Raw genomic sequence first — 17949 nt, 5'->3', positions numbered from 1 at the left:
TCAAATGGCCGAACTAAAAAAGTTGCGAAGCCAGCGGTGGCTGGCGAACGAGGATTTCCGCACGTTTAACCACCGTTCGCGCGTCATGCAGATGGGCTACGACAAGCGTGACTGGGAAGGCAAGCCCGTCATCGCCATCCTGAACAACTGGTCGGACTACAACCCTTGCCACATGCACTTCAAGCACCGTGTGGAAGAGGTCAAGCGAGGCGTGCTGCAGGCCGGCGGATTTCCGATGGAAGTCCAGACCATCTCGCTTGGCGAGAACCTGATCAAGCCGTCGGCCCTGCTCTATCGAAACATGCTGGCGATGGAAGTCGAAGAGATGATCCGCGCCTACCCCGTCGACGGGGTCGTGCTGATGGGCGGCTGCGACAAGACCACGCCGGCCATGCTGCTTGGCGCCACGAGCGCCGGCCTGCCCAGCATCTTCCTCCCGGCCGGTCCCATGTTGCGGGGCAACTGGGGTGGCAAGACGCTGGGGTCGGGTTCCGATGCGTTCAAGTACTGGGATGACCGGCGCACCGGCATCGTCAGTCACGACGAATGGGAGCAGATCGTGGGCGGCATCGCGCGCAGCCATGGCACCTGCATGACGATGGGCACGGCCAGCACGATGACAGCCATCGCCGAGGCACTGGGCTGGACGCTGCCTGGCGCCTCATCGATACCGGCGGTCGATGCCAGTCATCAGCGCATGGCCACCAACGTCGGCCGACGCATTGTGGAGATGGTGCACGAGGATCTCCGCCCGGCACAAATCCAGACCCACGATGCCTTCCTGAATGCAATCACGGTTGCCATGGCGATGGGGTGTTCCACCAACGCCATCATCCATGTCATCGCCCAGGCGCGGCGCGCGGGGCATAACATTGGCCTGGACGACTTCGATCGCGTCAGCCGTGAAGTGCCGGTGCTGGCCAACGTGCGACCCAGCGGTACGAGCGAATACCTGATGGAGGACTTCTACTACGCTGGTGGCTTGCCGGCGCTGATGATGACGCTGCGCGACCATCTTCGCCTTGATGCGTTGACCGTTACCGGCAGGACGCTCGGCGAGAACATCGCCAACGCGCGTGTGTTCCAGGATGATGTGATTCGCCCGCTAGACAACCCCGTTTATGCGGAAGGCTCGCTGGCCGTGCTGCGCGGCAACCTGGCACCCGACGGATGCGTAATCAAACCTGCAGCAATGGATCCGCGATTCATGGTCCATAGCGGGCCAGCGCTTGTCTTCGACGACTATCCAACCCTGAAAGCAATGCTCGAAGACGAGGATGCCGACGTGACGGCCGACCACGTCATCGTGCTCCGCAATGTCGGACCGAAGGGCGGGCCTGGCATGCCGGAATGGGGCATGATCCCGATTCCTAAAAAATTGCTCAGGCAAGGCGTAAGAGACATGCTGCGTATCTCAGACGCGCGCATGAGCGGCACCAGCTACGGTGCCTGCGTCCTGCACGTCGCGCCAGAGGCGTACGTCGGCGGCAACCTCACCCTCGTACGCACCGGTGACGTCATCCACATTGATGTGCCGAACCGCAGCATCTACATGAACGTTTCCGACCAGGAACTGCAACGCCGCAGATCCCAGTGGATCGCGCCGCCGCAACGCTTTGGCCGCGGCTACGGCTGGATGTTCAGCCAGCATATTCTTCAGGCCGACAAGGGCTGTGATCTGGATTTCCTGGAGACGGCATTTGGTGAAACGGCCGGAGAGCCCGACATCTTCTAGGCCACGCCAACCTTTCGGCGGGCACTGCGCGTCCTCGGGATTGTTGCCATCCGGTCAACATACTGAGGGCTTCCGCGACGCTACTGGCGTTCGTCCCTCCTTCCTACAATCCGTTGCAACGGTCGAGGAGGAGGTCCGCGCAACGAGGCAGACCTAACCACTTTCACACACGGCCGGTTGAAATCACGCACCGGTCAACAGCGACTCCCCAATCCGGTGCGGCCTCCCCACTCAATTTACAGGACTACTGAAAATGAGCGAAACAACCCGCAATGTGCAACCGGTTATCGCCAACCTTGGCAAGGAAGGTTCAGGCGAACTTGTGTCTTCCCGCTACGCCGTGCGCGTGGGTGACGTCGACGTGGTGCTGATCAGCGATGGCCTGCTGCCGCTGCCGACCTCCACCATGTCCACCAACGTAAGCGAAACGGACCGTAACGAATGGTTCGATGGCCGCTTCCTGCAACGTGACATGTTCGACTGGGCACTGAACATCGCGCTGGTGCGCAGTGGTGAACGCCTGATCCTGATCGACTCGGGCGTGGGCGACGGCTTCGAGTATTTCACGCGTGCCGGCCGGTCGGTGATGCGGCTGGAAACGGCTGGAATCGATCTGGCAGCGATCACCGATATCGTGATTACGCATATGCATATGGATCACGTAGGCGGGCTGAACGTCGATGGCGTCAAGGCCAAGCTGCGCCCGGACGTGCGCATTCACGTAGCGGCCGCGGAACTGGAGTTCTGGAAGAATCCGGACTTCAGCAGGACGGTAATGCCGGAAACGGTTCCTCCGGCGCTGCGCAAGGCTGCTGCAACGTTCGTGGAACTCTACAGCAAGAATATCGTGCTGTTCGACCAGACCGTGGAAGTTGCTCCGGGCGTGTCGGCACGCGTGACGGGTGGGCACACGCCGGGGCACTGCGTGGTGGACGTCGCATCCAACGGCGAGAAGCTGACGTTCGTTGGGGATGCGATTTTCGAGGTCGGCTTTGACAACCCCGAATGGCAGAATGGCTTCGAGCACGATCCTGAAGGGGCGGTGGACGTGCGAATCACGCTGCTCAACGAAGCCGCCGAAACCGGCTCCATGCTGGCCGCAGCGCATATCGCGTTCCCGTCCATTGGTCACGTTGCCAAGAACGGTGAAGGCTTCCGCTTCGTGCCGGTGCTGTGGGATTACTGATTTGATGCTGCACTGACGATTGGCAAACAAGAACGCCGCGAGTTCACAAGACTCGCGGCGTTCTTTTGTAAACGATCACTTGCCCACTCCCAGTACCCCCAACGCCCTCTCCACCACTGGCGAGCGGTTGCCCGGCTGCCACACCACGGAGTACTCGGCATGCGCGGGTTTTCCTGCCAGCGGCTTGAGCACGACGCCAGGCAACTGCGCGCGCTCTGGCGTACGCGGTACCAGCGACACGCCCCGCCCCAAAGCCACGAGGCTGGCCACAGATAGCAGATGTCGCGCGTAGTGCCGCACGTTCGGGCTGAAGCCCGACTGCAGGCACGTGGCGACGATCAGATCGAAGTAAGCCGGTGCGCTCTCGCGCGGAATCACGATAAACGGCTCGCCAGCCAGATCCGCCGGATCGATCTGCCTGCGCTGCGCAAGCGGATGCCGATCCGGTAGCGCGGCCATCAGAGGCGTGCGCGCGATCGGGTGAATATGCATCTCTCCGGCGCCGCTCGCCCCAGGCGATACCTGCGCCAATCCGAGGTCGATCCTGTCATGCCGCAGCGCCTCGATCTGCTCCGACGATCCCATCTCCTCCCATACCGTCTCCACCCCCGCCAGATTCCGCTCCAGCCGCGCGATCAACTTTTCCATGCCGATGTAGAGCAGCGCCGCCACGAAACCGATCCGAAGCGTGCCGGTCTCGCCCGCCTCGGCGCGACGCACCACCTCGCGTGCCATATCGGCCTGGCCGATGATCCGCCGTGCCTCTTGCACCAGCGCACCGCCAGACGCTGTCAGCCTCACGCTGCGCTTGTTGCGGTCGAACAGCATGACACCGAGTTCGGCCTCCAGTTGCTGGATATGTTTGGTCAACGGCGGTTGCGAGATGCGCAGCCGCTCCGCCGCGCGGCCGAAGTGCAATTCCTCGGCAAGCGCAAGAAACATTCGAAGGTCGCGAATTTCCATGGTGAGTACGCGTCAATGGTGCGTAGGGGATGGCGGGAACTCATTCTATTTCGGAATTACTGTGCTCCCAAAAATATATTGGACGATGGAAGCGGCACTCAGCAGAATGACCTTATCCAATCTGTAACCCCTTCGAAGAGAACTGCGCATGACACGCATCCGCCCCCTGCTTCCCGAAGAGATGACCGAAGACCAGCGCGCAGTGCACGCCACCATCGTGGCGGGACCGCGCGGCCAGGTGCGTGGCCCGCTGGCCGTGTGGCTTCATCGGCCCGGCCTCGCGGCCAAGGCACAGGCACTTGGCCAGTACTGCCGCTATGACTCCTCGCTGCCCCAGCGGCTTTCCGAGCTGGCCATCCTCGTGATGGGCCAATTCTGGGGCGCCGAGTTCGAGTGGTGGGCGCACAAGCCAATCGCACTGAAAGCCGGTATCGACGAGGCCGTGGTCGAGGCCATTCGCACCGGCGCCGAGCCCACCTTCGAGCGCGACGATGAAGCCGCGGTCTACGCGGTGATGCGTAGCCTGAACGAGGCACGCCGTATTCCCGCCCCGCTCTATGAGCGCGCGCTAGCCGTGCTCGGTCAGGACGCCGTGATCGACCTGGTCGGCCTGGCGGGGTACTACACGCTGATCTCCATGACGATCAACGCGTTCGAAGTCATGCCACCCGATGGCACGCCCCTCGAACTTGGCCAGCCCGCCGCGCGCTGATTCAGCCAATCCAACAGGAAGCATCAATATGTCGCAACAAACACAAGGCAGGCTTGCAGGAAAAGTCGTACTGGTAACCGGCGCCGGGTGCGTCGGCCCCGGCTGGGGCAATGGACGCGCGGTCGCGGTGCGCTTTGCCGAGGAAGGCGCCAAGGTCTTCGCGGCCGACAAGAACGCCGAGGCGATGGAAGAGACGCTGGCCCGCGTTCGCGCCATTCCCGGTGCGGAGATCGAACCCCACACATGCGACGTGACCCAGGCCCAGGACGTGAAGGCCATGGTCGACGCCTGCGTGGCACGCTTTGGCCGCGTCGATATCCTCGTGAACAACGTCGGCGGTTCGGCGCGCGGCGGTCCGGTGGAGCTCACCGAGGAAGTGTGGGACAAGCAGATCGACTTCAACCTGAAGAGCGTATTCCTGACCTGCAAATACGTGCTGCCGCTGATGGAATCACAGGGCGGCGGCGCCATCGTCAATACCGCATCGACCTCGGGCATTCGATGGACCGGCGCCGCGCAGGTCGGTTACGCGTCGGCCAAGGCCGCGGTGATCCAGTTCTCGCGCGTGGTGGCGGTGGAATATGCGAAGAAGAACATCCGCGTGAACACGGTCATTCCCGGCCAGATGCACACGCCGATGGTGGAAGCACGCCTCGCCGGTCAGCGCGCGGGCGGCAACGTCGACACGCTGTTGGCACAGCGCCAGGCTCGCATCCCACTGGGCTTCATGGGAGATGGCCGGGACACTGCCAACGCCGCACTGTTCCTCGCATCGGACGAAGCCCGCTTTGTCACCGGCGCCGAGCTGGTCGTCGACGGCGGCATGAGCGTGCGCTGCGACTGAATATCACACCCGACACGCAACTGGACGCTCGCCCTGATGCGATGGCGTCAACAAAACAGAAAACGGAGACAACGCCAGCATGCCATCGAACCAACCCATGCACGTAGCGCGTCGGCGCGCGCTGATCCGTGCGCTCGCCACATCAGCCGTGCTCGCCAGCCCGCTATGGCTGACATCACCGGTGCAAGCGGCGACTTACCCCGACAAGCCAGTGCGACTGGTAGTGGCCTTCTCGCCCGGCGGCCCGACGGACATCATCGCGCGCGTGATTGCCCGCAAGCTGGGCGAGCGCCTCGGCCAGCAGGTGGTGGTCGACAACCGCCCCGGTGCTGGCGGCAATATCGCGTCGGACCAGGTTGCCAAGTCTCCGGCCGACGGCTACACGCTGCTCTACAACAGCTCGTCGATCGCGATTTCGCCGGCACTGTTCCGCAATCCCAAGCTCAACCCGACCGAGATCTTCACGCCTGTGGCCTACGTGGCGACCGTGCCACTGGTGGTGATCGTGAACGCGGCCAGCCCAATCAAGACCCCGGAAGACTTTCTGCGGCAGCTCAAGGCAAATCCGGGCAAGCTCAACTTTGGCTCGTCGGGTAACGGCACCATCGACCACCTGACCAGCGTGCTGTTCGCGGCGAAGACGCATACTGCGTTCAACCATATCCCCTACAAGGGCAACGCCGCAGCGCTGCCCGACCTCCTGTCTGGCCGACTGGACTTCATGATGTCGGGCAGCCTGAACGCCGCACTACCGTTTATCAAGGACGGCAGGCTGCGCGCCATTGCCGCCACTACACGCCAGCGCGTCTCGGTGCTGCCCGACACGCCAACGCTCGCTGAAACCATCGTGCCGGGCTTCGACTCCGGCACCTGGCAAGGCGTCGTCGCGCCGGCCCACACACCCGCCGACATAGTCAACCGGCTCAACCGTGAGATCGTGGCGCTGTTGCAAGACCCCGATGCGCTGGCCGCGCTGCGCGCGCAGGGTGCCGAACCCACGGGAGGCACGCCCGCGGCCTATGGCCAACTTATCAAGACCGAGTACGCGCGCTGGACGCAGGTGGTGAAGGAAACCGGCGCACGCTCGGACTAAACCATTACCTCTCTTTCACCGAGACCGGGATGACCACACGGAACCATGACGATACGCCGGTCCACGCCGGTATCTGGGATTGCCACACACATATCTTCGGCCCGTATGCAGAACACCCGCTGCCGCCGAACGCCGTCTACCGCCCGCCTGCGGCGCCGTTCTCCGCGCTGCGTGCGTTGCACCGTTCGCTCGGGATCACGCACGGCGTACTGGTGCAGGGTGCCTGCTATGGCGACGATCACGACGCTGTGCTGACTGCGCTCGACGGCACTGACGGCATGTACCGCGGCGTGGCGCTGATCTCGCCCGATATGGACGAGGACCACCTGCAACAGATGCATGCGCGCGGCATCCGCGGCATTCGCCTGGGCCTGATGTCGCACCTGGGCGGCAAACCCGATGCCGGACGCATGGCGGCTCAGCTTGAACGCATCCGGCCATACGGATGGCATGCGCTGGTGCATGGAGAGATTGGCGATGTCGTCGAGGCGCTTGACGTCCTGGCGCCGCACGGCGTCACGCTGGTGATCGACCACATGGCGCGCGTCGACGCGGCCAAGGGCATCGACTATCCGGCGTTCGCCGCGCTGGAACGCTGCCTTGCGCTGCCCAACGTGTGGATCAAGCTGTCCGGCGCGGACCGCATCACAGGAGGCGCGGCACCCTACGAGGCCGCACACGCCATTGCCTGCCGACAACTGTCCCTCGCGCCCGAGCGTGCCATCTGGGGCACGGATTGGCCGCACCCCAACATCGCCTATCCCGTACCCGACGAAGGCCAGTTGCTGGCATGGATTCGACGCGTCTGCCGCGACGTGTTCGGCAACGCAGACGGTGACGAAGCAGTGTTGCGCACCAATCCATCGCGCCTGTATGCATGAGCCGCATCATGAGCCCCATTTCTGGACCGACCATGAACACCATCCCGACCCTTGCCATGCCGACCGGACGCTATCCTGATCCGGCCGTACAGGTTCTTGCCCCCGCATTCGAGAAGTACCGTCTGGTCCTGGCCGCCGTCGAGCGCATCGCGTCCGGCTCGCGCTGGGCCGAAGGCCCGGTCTGGTTCGGCGACGGCCGCTACCTGCTGTGGAGCGACATCCCGAACAACCGCATACTCAAGTGGGATGAAGAAACCGGCATCGTCAGCGTCTATCGCTCACCGTCCGGCCACGCCAACGGCAACACACGCGATCGGCAAGGCCGCCTGATCAGCTGCGAACACGGTGGCCGGCGTATCACGCGCACCGAGTACGACGGCAGTATCACGGTGCTGATGGACCGCTTCGACGGCAAGCGCCTGAACTCCCCCAACGACGTCGTGGTGAAGTCCGATGGCTCGATCTGGTTCACCGATCCGCCCTTCGGCATTGCCGGCTACTACCAGGGCGAGCAGGCCGAACAGGAATTGCCCGAGCGCGTCTACCGGCTCGACCCCGCCACCGGCAAGGCCACTGTGGTGGCCGACGATATCAGCGGCCCGAATGGCCTCGCATTCTCGCCTGACGAACGCACGCTGTACGTGATCGAGTCGCGCGCACGGCCACGCCGCATCCGCGCGCTCGCCGTCGATGCCGACGGCACACGCCTGAGCGACAGCCGGGTGCTGATCGATGCGGGTCCCGGCACGCCGGATGGCTTCCGCGTCGACGTCGACGGCAATCTCTGGTGCGGCTGGGGCATGGGTACGCCGGAACTCGACGGCGTGCGCGTGTTTTCACCCGACGGTGAGGCGATCGGCCATATCTCGCTACCCGAGCGTTGCGCCAACCTCTGCTTCGGCGGCCGCCATCGCAATCGGCTGCTGATGGCGTCCTGCACCTCCATCTACTCGCTGTACGTGAACACACAAGGCGCTGCGGGCGGCTGACCGCCACGCCAGCACCAATCAGGAGACATCGTCATGCACATCCGCTTCACACGCCGCCGCGCCATGTCGGCACTGGCCGCCACGCTGCTCGCCACCGGCGCAACATGGACGGCCCTGCCGGCCAGCGCGGCGCCCATCACCCGACTGGTGGTGGCCTTCCCCGCCGGCGGCCCGGCGGACACGCTCGCGCGCACCCTGTCGCGCCAGCTCGAGGCCGAACTCAAGCAAACCGTGGTCGTCGACAATCGGCCGGGCGCAAACGGCGCCATCGCCATCAACGCCGTGGCCAAGGCACCCACCGACGGCTCCGTGCTGTTCCTTACCAGTGCCGGCGCCATCGTGATCAACCCGGCGCTGTATCCGAACCTGCCTTACGATCCGCAGAAAGACCTCACGCCGATCTCGCTGGTGGTGAATACGCCGGAAGTGCTGGTGGTAAAGCCCGACGACACCGTGGCCAACGCCGCGGCATTCGTCAAGCGCGCCCAGACTGCCGGCAAATCGCCCAGCCTGGCTTCCACCGGCATCGGCAGCATGCCGCATATGGCCATCGAGCTGTTCAAGATATCCACCCACGTGAACTTCCTGCACGTGGCGTACAAGGGCGCGGCGCCTGCCATCACCGACACGCTCGGCGGGCAGGTGGACGCATTCTTCGGCGACGCCTCGGGCTTGATGACCTACATCACGTCGAAGCGGTTGAGGCCTATCGGCGTGGCGGCCCCGAAACGCCTGCCCTTCCTGCCCGACGTGCCTACGCTGGCCGAGCAGGGCATCGCCAATGTCGAGGCCAGCAACTGGTACGGGCTGATGGCCCCTGCGGGCACTGGGCCGGATGTCGTCAGGAAGGTCAATGACGCGCTGCGCCGTACGCTGGCCGCGCCCGAGGTCCGCAAGAATCTCGATCAACTGGGCCTGGAGCCGGCGCCCGGCACGCCAGCCGAGTTCACCGCCATCATCCGCACGGACACCGCCAGGTGGGCCAAGGTGATCAAGTCGCAAAACATCCGCGGAGAATGACATGACGACTGTAGTCGCCCCGACCGAAGAAGCCTTCCGCGTCACCGCGCATCCCGGTGAGCTACGGCTATGCTGGTCGCCGCGCTCGCCGTTCGTGCGCCGCGTGATGGTGGCCGTGCACGAGCTCGATCTTGCCGGCCGCATCACCTGCATCGACACCGTGGTTGGCATGACGGGCTGCCATGCGCAGCTCATGCAGATCAACCCGCTCAACAAGATTCCCACGCTGATCACCGACGACGGCTTCGTGCTGTCGGACACCGTGCTGATCTGCCAATACCTGGATGGTGTCGCCACCCCGCCCCGCCTGTTTCCGCAAACCCATTCGGCGCGCATGCAATCCATGCGCTGGCACGCGCTCGGGCACGGCCTGACCGATCTGCTGGTGCTGTGGCGCAATGAACGGCTGCGCCCGGCGGAGCAGCAACACCCGCCGACCATCGCCGCCTGGCGCGCCAAATTCACCGCCACACTGGCCACGCTTGACCGGGAAGCCGGGCAGCTCGCCGACGCACCGGTCTGTATCGGCCAGATCGCGATTGCATGCGCAGTGGGCTATCTCGATTTTCGCTTCCCAGACCTTGCGTGGCGTGACGGCGTTCCAGCGCTATCCGGGTGGTTCGGGCAGTTCGAGCAACGGGCCTCGATGCAGGCAACGATGCCGTCAGGCGGATGACAGAGCCTCGATAGTTCCGGGTAGCACTCACAAACGATTACAACCTTGTTTGCTCAAGATCGATATGCTCGCGGGCGCAAGCGGCCAGTGAAGACCGCTGCACCACGAGGAGAGCATTTGTGACCATCATTCGAGCACTAGGCCTGTTGGCTTCGGCGGTGATGCTATTGGGTAGTACCCCCAGCGCGTACGCCCAGCACTTGGTCGGAGGCATGGGCGAGCCGATTCAACTCGGTGCATTCGACACGCATGCGGACGCTCGGACGAAGCACCGTAATCCGCCGGAGAAGAAGACGGCGCAAGCCCGAGGCCCGCGCGACGCGGGAATGGCTGAAGCGAACGGGCGATACGCGAAACCAACCTTGCCGGGCAGGCATTTGCGCTGACTGGCAACTAGTACCAAAACTCCACGATCTGGCTGCGGCTTACCCCTGTGTGGCAACCCGCTGGTGCGCTTGCGCGACCTTCGCGCTGATCTAACTCCACGTCGATGTGGATCGACTCATCGACGTCATTCGCAAGGGCCTTGACCAGCTCCCCTCTCCCGCAGCGCGGGAGAGGGGTTGGGGGTGAGGGCATGAGGTTCAAATTGCGACCTGTCTCGGCTTGCACCGCCAGCCCTCTCCCCCGCCCCTCTCCCGCAAGCGGGCGAGGGGAGCCCACCGACAGAATCTAAAATGCCTACGGCTTCGCCCCCTCTCCGGCTGCGCGGGCTATAGATTTGCGATACCAACTACCCGTTGGCAATGGCCGTCTTCCAAAGCACCAGCCCGGCAATGTTCAACGCAACGGTACCCCAGAAGACCACCTGGAACGATGGCTTGCGGTTCTTGTGCCGCAGCAGGTGTTGGGCAGCGAGCGCACCTGGCCATCCTCCGCAGAGCGCTATGAAATGCAGGTTGACCTCAGGAGTTCGCCGTGCACTTCGCCTTGCCCTTGCCTTGTCGTCAGCGTACGCAAAAAATGCGATGACGCTGGCCACGGCGCTGACAATGCCGACCAGTCGAGGCAGGTAACCACCGAGCGCGCCAATGGCTATGGTCGCCAGGGCCGCCAGGCCGACGAGCGCCGGGAACCAGTTTGCTCCGCTGCCGGCGGCAGACTTGGGCGCGCCCGCTATCGCGACGTTGAGTGCTTGCATCCGGCCGTCCTTCCCCTTGGAAAGCTCGAAGCTCACGCGGTCGCCCGGCTTCGGTTGGACCGAGCGAGTTTGCAATGCGGTGACATGGAAGAAGACATCCTTGAGATCTGCATGGATGTCTATGAACCCATAGCCCTTGTCGGCATGCCAGGATTTTATGCGCCCTGCTTTCTTCATTCTTTTTTGGGTCAGTATTGCCGGAGCGGTGAAGTGTAGGCGATGGGATTGTGCCTCCCGCTGAAAGCCGGCCATCCTGGCCCGGCTCTCCCCCAACAACAACGCGAAGCGAATTACTTCGGCGCAACGACCATGCGGGCTTCCTTCATGGCTTCGGGCGTCACGTTTTCCGTCGAGACGATGGTCAAGGGTTGCGCTGATCCAGCAGCGGTCGTCTTATCCGAAGCGTTCAGCGTCGCATTGACGGAATCCGGGAACGAATACATGGCACCGGTAGCCGGGTCAACGGCCAGGAAGCCGATTACGCCGCCAAACAGAAGGTTGCCGATGTACCAGCCGTTGACGGTACTGACGATGTCCAGATGCCCCAACTCGTAACCTTCCTTGGTGACTTCGACCTTATAAGTTTCCGATTTGAAGTATCCGGCGCCCCGGTTGAGCGTCACCGTCAGCGGAGTAGTGCCATTGTGAATTTTCTCGCCAGCACGGTTGGTCACCGTGACTGTGGCTCCGTCAGGTACGCTCTTGATGGTCACGGGCTGCGTGCCGCCACTGATGATGCTGGCGCAACCGCTCAGTACCAGTGCTGCTACGCTAGCTGCAAGCGTCTTTTTCATTTTCTCTCCCCTGTTGTGGTTTCTTTGTGGTTCTGTGTGGTTCTCAGCGGGGGCAAATACTATCTGTTACAAACAGTAACAATCAAGCGGCCAAGCTCCCTCCTGATAGGGGGCTTGAACTCAGAAAACTGCAAGGAAAACAGCACCATGTCCCTCATTCCTTTCAAGCAGGTCGACGTTTTCACCGACACGCCTTATCTCGGTAACCCGGTCGCCGTCATCCTCGATGGCCAGGGATTAAGCCCGGAAGCCATGCAACGCATCGCCAACTGGACCAATCTTTCGGAAACCACCTTTGTGTTGCCTCCGACTCAGCCCGGTGCGGACTATCGGGTGCGAATTTTTACGCCACAGTCGGAGCTGCCGTTCGCAGGTCACCCGACACTTGGCACGGCGCACGCCTTGATGGAAGCAGGCCGCATCTCGGCCAAGAACGGCAAGCTGGTTCAGGAGTGCGGAGCAGGTCTGGTAGAGCTCACCGTCACACCCTGCGAAGGCTCCAGTCCGCTGATTGCCTTCAAGTTGCCGGAACCTCATCTGGTCGCCATGTCCGACGCTCAGGTTGACGAGATGGAGGCCATCCTCGGCGCGGCTATCGTGCGCGAACACATGCCGAAGCTTGTCAATGTCGGGCCTGTATGGACCATCGTTCAACTGGAGAGCGCGCAGGCAGTTCTGGACCTCCGCCCGGACTTTGCACGCATGGCCGAATTCGACAAGCGCAACAAGGCCATCGGCATCGTCGTGTTCGGGGCTTATGGCAAAGGCACAGCAGTTGCCATCGAGGTGAGGGCCTTCGCGCCGAGCGCGGGCGTGAACGAGGACCCTGTCTGCGGCAGCGGCAATGGCTCAGTGGCAGCCTTTATCCGCGATACCGGGCAGATCGGGAAGTTCGGGACCGGTTACGCAGCCACGCAGGGCGCAGTGGTCGGTCGCGCAGGCAAGCTGACCGTGGATTTCGAAGGCACGAGCAGCATCCGCGTCGGCGGCCAGTCCGTTACCTGCATCGAGGGCTCGATAGTGGCTTGAGTCTGAATAGGATGGGCGCAGGAAGGAGACCCTGCTGTCGGTGGTCACGACCGTGCCTCGAAACGGGCTGCCAGCCATTGTGAAAATGCTCGTACGCGTGCCGATAGCTGCCGGCTGTGCGGGTATAGCACCGATACCGGCATCCGTGGGGGCGGGATGTCGGGCAAGACGATGCGTAGCCGGCCTTCGGACAGTTCAGTTTCGATCCGGTACCGGGGCACTTGAACAAGTCCGAGGCCTGAGATGGCAGCACCGGTATAGAGATCGGCCCCAGTCACTGAGACTCTCGACTTGAGTCGTAGATCGACAGTCTCCTTGTCGTTCTGGAAATACAGGTTGATCGATCGCCCCGTCGCGCTGGATACATAGTCCACGGCGTAATGGCTTTCCAGATCGCCCAGCGTCATCGGCACGCCATGCCGCGCAAGGTAGTCGGGGCTCGCCACGGTGACCTGTTCCAGTAGCGCGACCTGGCGACCTACCAGAGACGAGTCCTGCAAAACACCGGCGCGCAGAACGCAGTCCACGCCCTCGCGAACCAGATCGACCAGCCGATCATCCTCGCCAACATGCAGGGTGATGTCGGGATACTCCGCCATGAATTCACCCAGCGCCGGCATGACGAAATGCCGGGCCAATGTCCCTTGCAGGTTCACACGCAGCAAGCCTTTGGGCGGTGCATCGCGAAACGCGCTCTCTGCTTCCTCCAGATCCGTCAGAAGCCGCACGCAGCGGTGGTAGTAGGCCTCGCCGTCATGCGTCAGACGAACCTGTCGCGTGGTGCGCTCCAGCAGTCGGATGCCAAGACGCTGCTCCAGCCGCTTGATCAGGTTGGTGACCGTTGCGCGCGGGATTCGAAGATCCTCGGCCGCCAGCGAAAAACTGTGGCGGTCAGCAATGCGTACGAACACCTGCATTTCCTGGAAACGATCCATCGGCATCCATGGTTGGAGTGATCTAAACAATACACGAACGTGGGCAGCCATGAAATCGCGGTGGCTTGCCTTGGTTATTGTTAAAGCAAATCGAATTGTGATCGCAATTTTGCCGTAATTATCTTTGAGAGAGAACAGTCCAGAATCCATCTCACCCCCTAACCCTCTCCACTCAAAGGATTCTGACCATGTCGACTACCTCTCAAATTGCCCTGGTTACCGGCGCCGCACGCGGCATTGGTGCAGTCATCGCACGCCGTCTTGCTCATGACGGCTTCGCTGTCGCCATCAACTACGCCTCCAACGCGGCCGAGGCCGATGCGCTGGTTGCTGAGCTGACCCAGGCCGGCGCCACTGCCATCGCCGTGCAGGCAGACGTCTCCAAGTCTGAACAGGTGCGTGCCATGTTCGGCACCGTCGAAGAGAAGCTTGGCAAGATCGATGTCCTGGTCAACAACGCCGGGATTCTCAAGACCGCTCCGCTGGCACAGTCCGATGACGACCTGTTCGCACAGCAATTCGCGATCAATACGCAGGGCGTGTTCAATACGCTGCGCGAGGCGGCTACGCGACTGAACGACGGCGGACGCATCATCAACCTGTCGAGCACCACCCTGGCACTGAACCTGCCCGGCTATGCGATCTACAACGGTACCAAGGCTGCCGTGGAAGCGTTCACCCGCGTGCTCTCGAAAGAGCTGCGCGGCCGCCGAATCACGGTAAATGCCGTGGCGCCCGGACCGGTGGCCACGGCGCTGTTCCTCAACGGCAAGACCGAGGAGCAGATCCAGACCTTCGCCAAGATGCCGCCGCTGGAACGCCTGGGTCAGCCGGAAGACATTTCAGGCGTGGTGGCCTTCCTGGCTGGCAAGGACGGTGCATGGGTCAATGGCCAGGTGCTGCGCGCCAACGGCGGCGTGGCTTGATCGATGGAGGCCAACCATGGTGCAACCTTGTCCAGGTCTTGCAAGGCGCTCGCCGCCCTGTTCATCCTCGTGGTTATCGGCGCAACCACAGCCTGTGCGTTTCGAACAGCGCAGGAGGACCAATCGATGAAACCGTCCATCACGTTCCTGCATTTGCTGCGTCACACGCCGTTCTTCACTGAACTGAACACCGACCAACTACGCTGGGTCATTCAGCATTCGCGTGAATGGGAAGTCGCGGCTGGACGAACCATTGTCAGCAGCGACACAGCGGGTGACGGTGCCGGCTACTGGGTGTTGCTGGATGGCCGCTGGGACCTCGAACTTGGGGGCCAGCACCATGCCAGCGGCCACGCGGACCCGGGCAAATGGTTCGACCGGGATCTGGTTGCAACGCGCGCGTTCCGTCTTGCAGCCACGGACCATAGCTTCGTGCTGAATATCTCCAATCAGGACATGGACGAAATGCTGGCGCGCGGCTTCCGTTTCGACCGCCACCTCGCAGCAGGCATGGCGTTCTACGGCAAGCTCTCCGCGCCGTTGCAGGCCGTCACCGCACCCTAGCCAATCCGCCGGCACCACGCCGGCGCCGATGCTTTACTCCTATCTGGATGCCAACCATCATGTCTCACATCATTCTCGTTACCGGCGCGTCCTCGGGCTTCGGCCTGATGACCGCAAAATCCCTTGCCCAGGCCGGCCACACCGTCTACGCCTCGATGCGTGAGACTGCCGGGCGCAATGCGCCGCGCGTCGACGACATTGCCCGATGGGCCGCTGAACATGCCGCGGACCTGCGCACTGTCGAACTCGACGTGCAGTCCGAGGCTTCCGTCACTGCGGCAATCCAGCAGGTGCTGGCTGATGCGGGCGGCCTGGACGTCATCGTGCACAATGCGGGCCACATGGTCTTCGGTCCTGCGGAAGCCTTTACTCCGGAACAGTTGATTCAACAATACGACGTCAATGTGCTGGGCGCGCAGCGCGTGAATCGCGTGGCGTTGCCGTTCATGCGCAAGCAGCGCAAGGGACTGCTGGTCTGGGTCGGTTCCTCTTCCACTCGCGGAGGAACGCCGCCGTTCCTTGCGCCGTACTTCGCGGCCAAGGCAGCCATGGATGCGCTGGCGGTTTCGTACTCGGCGGAGCTCGCGCGCTGGGGCATCGAAACCACCATCATGGTGCCCGGCGCCTTTACCAAGGGCACGAATCACTTCGGTCATTCCGGCAAGCCCGCAGATAGCCACATCGCTGCCGAGTATGAGAACGGCCCATATGCGGGTGTCGCCGAACAGGCACTGAAGGGACTGGCGAGCCTTGAGCCGGCCGATGCCGATCCTGAGGAAGTGGCCCGCCAGATCGTACAGGTGGTCGGCCTGCCGCATGGCAAGCGCCCGTTCCGCGTACACGTCGATCCTTCCCAGGATGGCGCGGAAGTGGTCAATGCCGTTGCCGATCGGGTGCGCAGGGAGATGTTCACCGCGATCGGGCTGGTCGATCTTCTTTCGCCACGTACCCAGGCGGCGTTCTAGCGGATCATGGCACCGAGAAAGCTGATGGCCTTGGTCTCCGTATAGCTCAGCATCTCTTCGATCCCTTCTTCGCGGCCCACACCGGAGTTCTTGTAGCCGCCAAATGGCACGCCATGAAAATGCGTGCCAACGCCATTGACCCAGATATAGCCGGCTTCCAGGCGACGGGTGGTGCGCAATGCGGTGTGGAGGTCGCGGGTCCAGATCGATGCTGTCAGCCCATATTCGATGCCATTGGCCATCGTGATGACTTCGTCTGGATCCGACCAGCGCATGATCGACAGGATCGGGCCGAATACTTCCTCCTGCGCAATGCGCATGCTTGGTGTCACGTCGGCAAACACCGTGGGCTCGACCCAGAACCCGCGCGCAAAGGCACCGCCATCGGGGCGCTTGCCACCCGTTACCAGCCTTGCGCCGTCCTGCTTGGCGATCTCGATATAGCCGAGCACCTTCTCATACTGACCTTTCGAGTTGATCGGCCCCATGGTGCTGTCCGGCGCCATCGGATCGCCAAGGCGCACCTGTTGCACGCGGGCGACCACGCCGTCGACAAAGCGGTCGTAGAGACTATCGTGCACCAGGACGCGGCTCGTCGACCCACATGACTGGCCCTGCCAAAGAAAATTCATGCCGCGCACCGCCGCGTCCATCGCTTGGTCCAGATCGGCGTCGGGATAGACGATCAGCGGATTCTTGCCACCGAGTTCGAGCGAGATATGCTTGACGCATACCTCCGACGCGCTGCGCTGAATCTGCCGTGCAGTCTGGGGCGAACCGATAAATGCGATGCGCTTGATATCGCGATGGCGCGCAATGGCATCGCCCGCGTCGCGGCCCGTCCCGGTGACGATATTCATGACCCCGCGCGGAAACACATCGCGCGCGATCTCGGCCAGCATCGTCGCCGACATTGAACTGGTCTCAGGGGGCTTGACGATCACCGCGTTGCCCGCGATCAGCGCCGCTGCCGTGCGGGCCGTGGCAAACATGATCGGGTGATTGAACGGCACGATGCGGCCGACGATGCCATACGGCTCGCGCACCGTGACGTGCAGATTGTCCGGGGTTGTGGCTGGAATCGACTCGCCCTTGATTTCGTAGCCAAGTCCGGCGTAGTAGTTGAGCCCCCAGGACGACGCCTTCACATCGCCACGCAATGCAGCCAACGTGTTGCCCGTATCGGCCACCTCCACCTCAAGCAGTTGGTCCGCCGCTGCCTCGATACGGTTCGCATACTCGCGCAGGCACGCCGCACGACCTTCGACGCCAAGCGCGTGCCATGCCGGATACGCGGCCCTGGCCGCCGCGGCGGCACGGTCCACATCGGCAACGTCACCAGCCGGCACCTGTCCGATCACTTCCTCGGTGGCCGGGTTCACGCTCTCCAGCCATCCACCGCCGGCGGCTTCGGTGAGCTCGCCGTCGATCAGCATGGTGCGCTTGTTGTTTGGCCCAAGTTTCATCAAATCATCTCCACGGTAAATACAAAAACC

At 62.8% G+C, this 17949-nt stretch carries 18 protein-coding genes; 13 read left to right on the top strand and 5 right to left on the bottom strand.

The window, feature by feature from the left end:
• The first annotated feature begins 4 nt into the window (after positions 1 to 4).
• Positions 5 to 1735, top strand: coding sequence for an L-arabinonate dehydratase (gene araD / locus ACO550_RS06940; RefSeq protein ID WP_315591579.1), 1731 nt, complete (start codon positions 5 to 7; stop codon positions 1733 to 1735).
• A 253-nt stretch (positions 1736 to 1988) separates the two neighbouring features.
• Positions 1989 to 2921 carry an MBL fold metallo-hydrolase gene (locus ACO550_RS06935; RefSeq protein WP_315591580.1) on the top strand — a complete coding sequence of 311 codons (933 nt, stop codon included), beginning with the start codon at positions 1989 to 1991 and terminating at the stop codon, positions 2919 to 2921.
• 75 nt (positions 2922 to 2996) lie between these two features.
• Here the strand turns inward: ACO550_RS06935 and ACO550_RS06930 are convergent, their stop codons facing one another.
• Positions 2997 to 3884, bottom strand: a complete 888-nt coding sequence (locus ACO550_RS06930; RefSeq protein WP_315591581.1) for a LysR substrate-binding domain-containing protein — start codon at positions 3882 to 3884, stop codon at positions 2997 to 2999.
• A 148-nt stretch (positions 3885 to 4032) separates the two neighbouring features.
• Here ACO550_RS06930 and ACO550_RS06925 point away from each other — a divergent pair, with 148 nt between their 5' ends.
• The 7 genes from ACO550_RS06925 (at position 4033) to ACO550_RS06895 (ending at position 10099) form a co-directional block, all read left to right on the top strand.
• Positions 4033 to 4596, top strand: coding sequence for a carboxymuconolactone decarboxylase family protein (locus tag ACO550_RS06925; RefSeq protein WP_315591582.1), 564 nt, complete (start codon positions 4033 to 4035; stop codon positions 4594 to 4596).
• A gap of 28 nt (positions 4597 to 4624) precedes the next feature.
• The gene (locus tag ACO550_RS06920; RefSeq protein ID WP_315591583.1) at positions 4625 to 5440 is read left to right on the top strand and encodes a glucose 1-dehydrogenase; all 816 of its coding nucleotides are present in this window, start codon (positions 4625 to 4627) and stop codon (positions 5438 to 5440) included.
• 79 nt (positions 5441 to 5519) lie between these two features.
• Positions 5520 to 6533 carry a tripartite tricarboxylate transporter substrate-binding protein gene (locus tag ACO550_RS06915; protein WP_315591584.1) on the top strand — a complete coding sequence of 338 codons (1014 nt, stop codon included), beginning with the start codon at positions 5520 to 5522 and terminating at the stop codon, positions 6531 to 6533.
• A 29-nt stretch (positions 6534 to 6562) separates the two neighbouring features.
• Positions 6563 to 7414 carry an amidohydrolase family protein gene (locus ACO550_RS06910; protein ID WP_315591585.1) on the top strand — a complete coding sequence of 284 codons (852 nt, stop codon included), beginning with the start codon at positions 6563 to 6565 and terminating at the stop codon, positions 7412 to 7414.
• 8 nt (positions 7415 to 7422) lie between these two features.
• Positions 7423 to 8403: an SMP-30/gluconolactonase/LRE family protein gene (locus ACO550_RS06905; RefSeq protein WP_485994467.1), complete on the top strand. Its 981-nt coding sequence runs from the start codon at positions 7423 to 7425 to the stop codon at positions 8401 to 8403.
• A 33-nt stretch (positions 8404 to 8436) separates the two neighbouring features.
• Positions 8437 to 9423, top strand: a complete 987-nt coding sequence (locus ACO550_RS06900) for a tripartite tricarboxylate transporter substrate binding protein (protein ID WP_315591586.1) — start codon at positions 8437 to 8439, stop codon at positions 9421 to 9423.
• A gap of 1 nt (position 9424) precedes the next feature.
• On the top strand, positions 9425 to 10099 hold the full coding sequence (locus ACO550_RS06895) for a glutathione S-transferase N-terminal domain-containing protein (protein WP_315591587.1): 675 nt from the start codon (positions 9425 to 9427) through the stop codon (positions 10097 to 10099).
• A 733-nt stretch (positions 10100 to 10832) separates the two neighbouring features.
• Here the strand turns inward: ACO550_RS06895 and ACO550_RS06890 are convergent.
• Positions 10833 to 11492, bottom strand: coding sequence for a DUF1294 domain-containing protein (locus ACO550_RS06890; RefSeq protein ID WP_485994464.1), 660 nt, complete (start codon positions 11490 to 11492; stop codon positions 10833 to 10835).
• A 38-nt stretch (positions 11493 to 11530) separates the two neighbouring features.
• Positions 11531 to 12034 (bottom strand): hypothetical protein, encoded by a 504-nt coding sequence (locus tag ACO550_RS06885; protein ID WP_315591588.1) that lies wholly within the window; start codon positions 12032 to 12034, stop codon positions 11531 to 11533.
• Between the two features lie 147 nt (positions 12035 to 12181).
• Between ACO550_RS06885 and ACO550_RS06880 the strand changes: the two genes are divergently transcribed.
• On the top strand, positions 12182 to 13063 hold the full coding sequence (locus ACO550_RS06880; RefSeq protein ID WP_315591589.1) for a PhzF family phenazine biosynthesis isomerase: 882 nt from the start codon (positions 12182 to 12184) through the stop codon (positions 13061 to 13063).
• A 44-nt stretch (positions 13064 to 13107) separates the two neighbouring features.
• Here the strand turns inward: ACO550_RS06880 and ACO550_RS06875 are convergent, their stop codons facing one another.
• Positions 13108 to 13998: a LysR family transcriptional regulator gene (locus tag ACO550_RS06875; protein WP_315591675.1), complete on the bottom strand. Its 891-nt coding sequence runs from the start codon at positions 13996 to 13998 to the stop codon at positions 13108 to 13110.
• A gap of 188 nt (positions 13999 to 14186) precedes the next feature.
• Between ACO550_RS06875 and ACO550_RS06870 the strand changes: the two genes are divergently transcribed.
• From ACO550_RS06870 to ACO550_RS06860, 3 genes are all read left to right on the top strand, one after another.
• Positions 14187 to 14924, top strand: a complete 738-nt coding sequence (locus tag ACO550_RS06870) for an SDR family oxidoreductase (RefSeq protein ID WP_315591590.1) — start codon at positions 14187 to 14189, stop codon at positions 14922 to 14924.
• Positions 14925 to 15050: 126 nt separating this feature from the next.
• Complete coding sequence (locus ACO550_RS06865) at positions 15051 to 15488, top strand: hypothetical protein (RefSeq protein ID WP_315591591.1); 438 nt, start codon at positions 15051 to 15053, stop codon at positions 15486 to 15488.
• 59 nt (positions 15489 to 15547) lie between these two features.
• Positions 15548 to 16453, top strand: a complete 906-nt coding sequence (locus ACO550_RS06860) for an SDR family oxidoreductase (protein ID WP_315591592.1) — start codon at positions 15548 to 15550, stop codon at positions 16451 to 16453.
• Here ACO550_RS06860 and ACO550_RS06855 read toward each other — a convergent pair.
• A complete protein-coding gene (locus ACO550_RS06855) occupies positions 16450 to 17919 on the bottom strand; it encodes an aldehyde dehydrogenase family protein (protein ID WP_315591593.1) in 1470 nt (489 codons plus the stop codon). The two genes, ACO550_RS06860 and ACO550_RS06855, sit on opposite strands and share 4 nt — an antisense overlap.
• Positions 17920 to 17949 lie beyond the last annotated feature (30 nt).

It is taken from the genome of Cupriavidus sp. (genome assembly GCF_057315035.1).
This window is presented reverse-complemented; position numbering and strand designations above follow the sequence as displayed.

Coding starts and splice junctions, on each gene's coding strand:
- ACO550_RS06890 (WP_485994464.1), bottom strand. CDS start 11,492: ATGGCCGGCTTTCAGCGGGAGGCACAATCCCATCGCCTACACTTCACC.
- ACO550_RS06935 (WP_315591580.1), top strand. CDS start 1,989: ATGAGCGAAACAACCCGCAATGTGCAACCGGTTATCGCCAACCTTGGC.
- ACO550_RS06870 (WP_315591590.1), top strand. CDS start 14,187: ATGTCGACTACCTCTCAAATTGCCCTGGTTACCGGCGCCGCACGCGGC.
- ACO550_RS06855 (WP_315591593.1), bottom strand. CDS start 17,919: ATGAAACTTGGGCCAAACAACAAGCGCACCATGCTGATCGACGGCGAG.
- ACO550_RS06885 (WP_315591588.1), bottom strand. CDS start 12,034: ATGAAAAAGACGCTTGCAGCTAGCGTAGCAGCACTGGTACTGAGCGGT.
- ACO550_RS06910 (WP_315591585.1), top strand. CDS start 6,563: ATGACCACACGGAACCATGACGATACGCCGGTCCACGCCGGTATCTGG.
- ACO550_RS06900 (WP_315591586.1), top strand. CDS start 8,437: ATGCACATCCGCTTCACACGCCGCCGCGCCATGTCGGCACTGGCCGCC.
- ACO550_RS06865 (WP_315591591.1), top strand. CDS start 15,051: ATGAAACCGTCCATCACGTTCCTGCATTTGCTGCGTCACACGCCGTTC.
- araD (WP_315591579.1), top strand. CDS start 5: ATGGCCGAACTAAAAAAGTTGCGAAGCCAGCGGTGGCTGGCGAACGAG.
- ACO550_RS06930 (WP_315591581.1), bottom strand. CDS start 3,884: ATGGAAATTCGCGACCTTCGAATGTTTCTTGCGCTTGCCGAGGAATTG.
- ACO550_RS06860 (WP_315591592.1), top strand. CDS start 15,548: ATGTCTCACATCATTCTCGTTACCGGCGCGTCCTCGGGCTTCGGCCTG.
- ACO550_RS06895 (WP_315591587.1), top strand. CDS start 9,425: ATGACGACTGTAGTCGCCCCGACCGAAGAAGCCTTCCGCGTCACCGCG.
- ACO550_RS06915 (WP_315591584.1), top strand. CDS start 5,520: ATGCCATCGAACCAACCCATGCACGTAGCGCGTCGGCGCGCGCTGATC.
- ACO550_RS06925 (WP_315591582.1), top strand. CDS start 4,033: ATGACACGCATCCGCCCCCTGCTTCCCGAAGAGATGACCGAAGACCAG.
- ACO550_RS06905 (WP_485994467.1), top strand. CDS start 7,423: ATGAGCCCCATTTCTGGACCGACCATGAACACCATCCCGACCCTTGCC.
- ACO550_RS06880 (WP_315591589.1), top strand. CDS start 12,182: ATGTCCCTCATTCCTTTCAAGCAGGTCGACGTTTTCACCGACACGCCT.
- ACO550_RS06920 (WP_315591583.1), top strand. CDS start 4,625: ATGTCGCAACAAACACAAGGCAGGCTTGCAGGAAAAGTCGTACTGGTA.
- ACO550_RS06875 (WP_315591675.1), bottom strand. CDS start 13,998: ATGGATCGTTTCCAGGAAATGCAGGTGTTCGTACGCATTGCTGACCGC.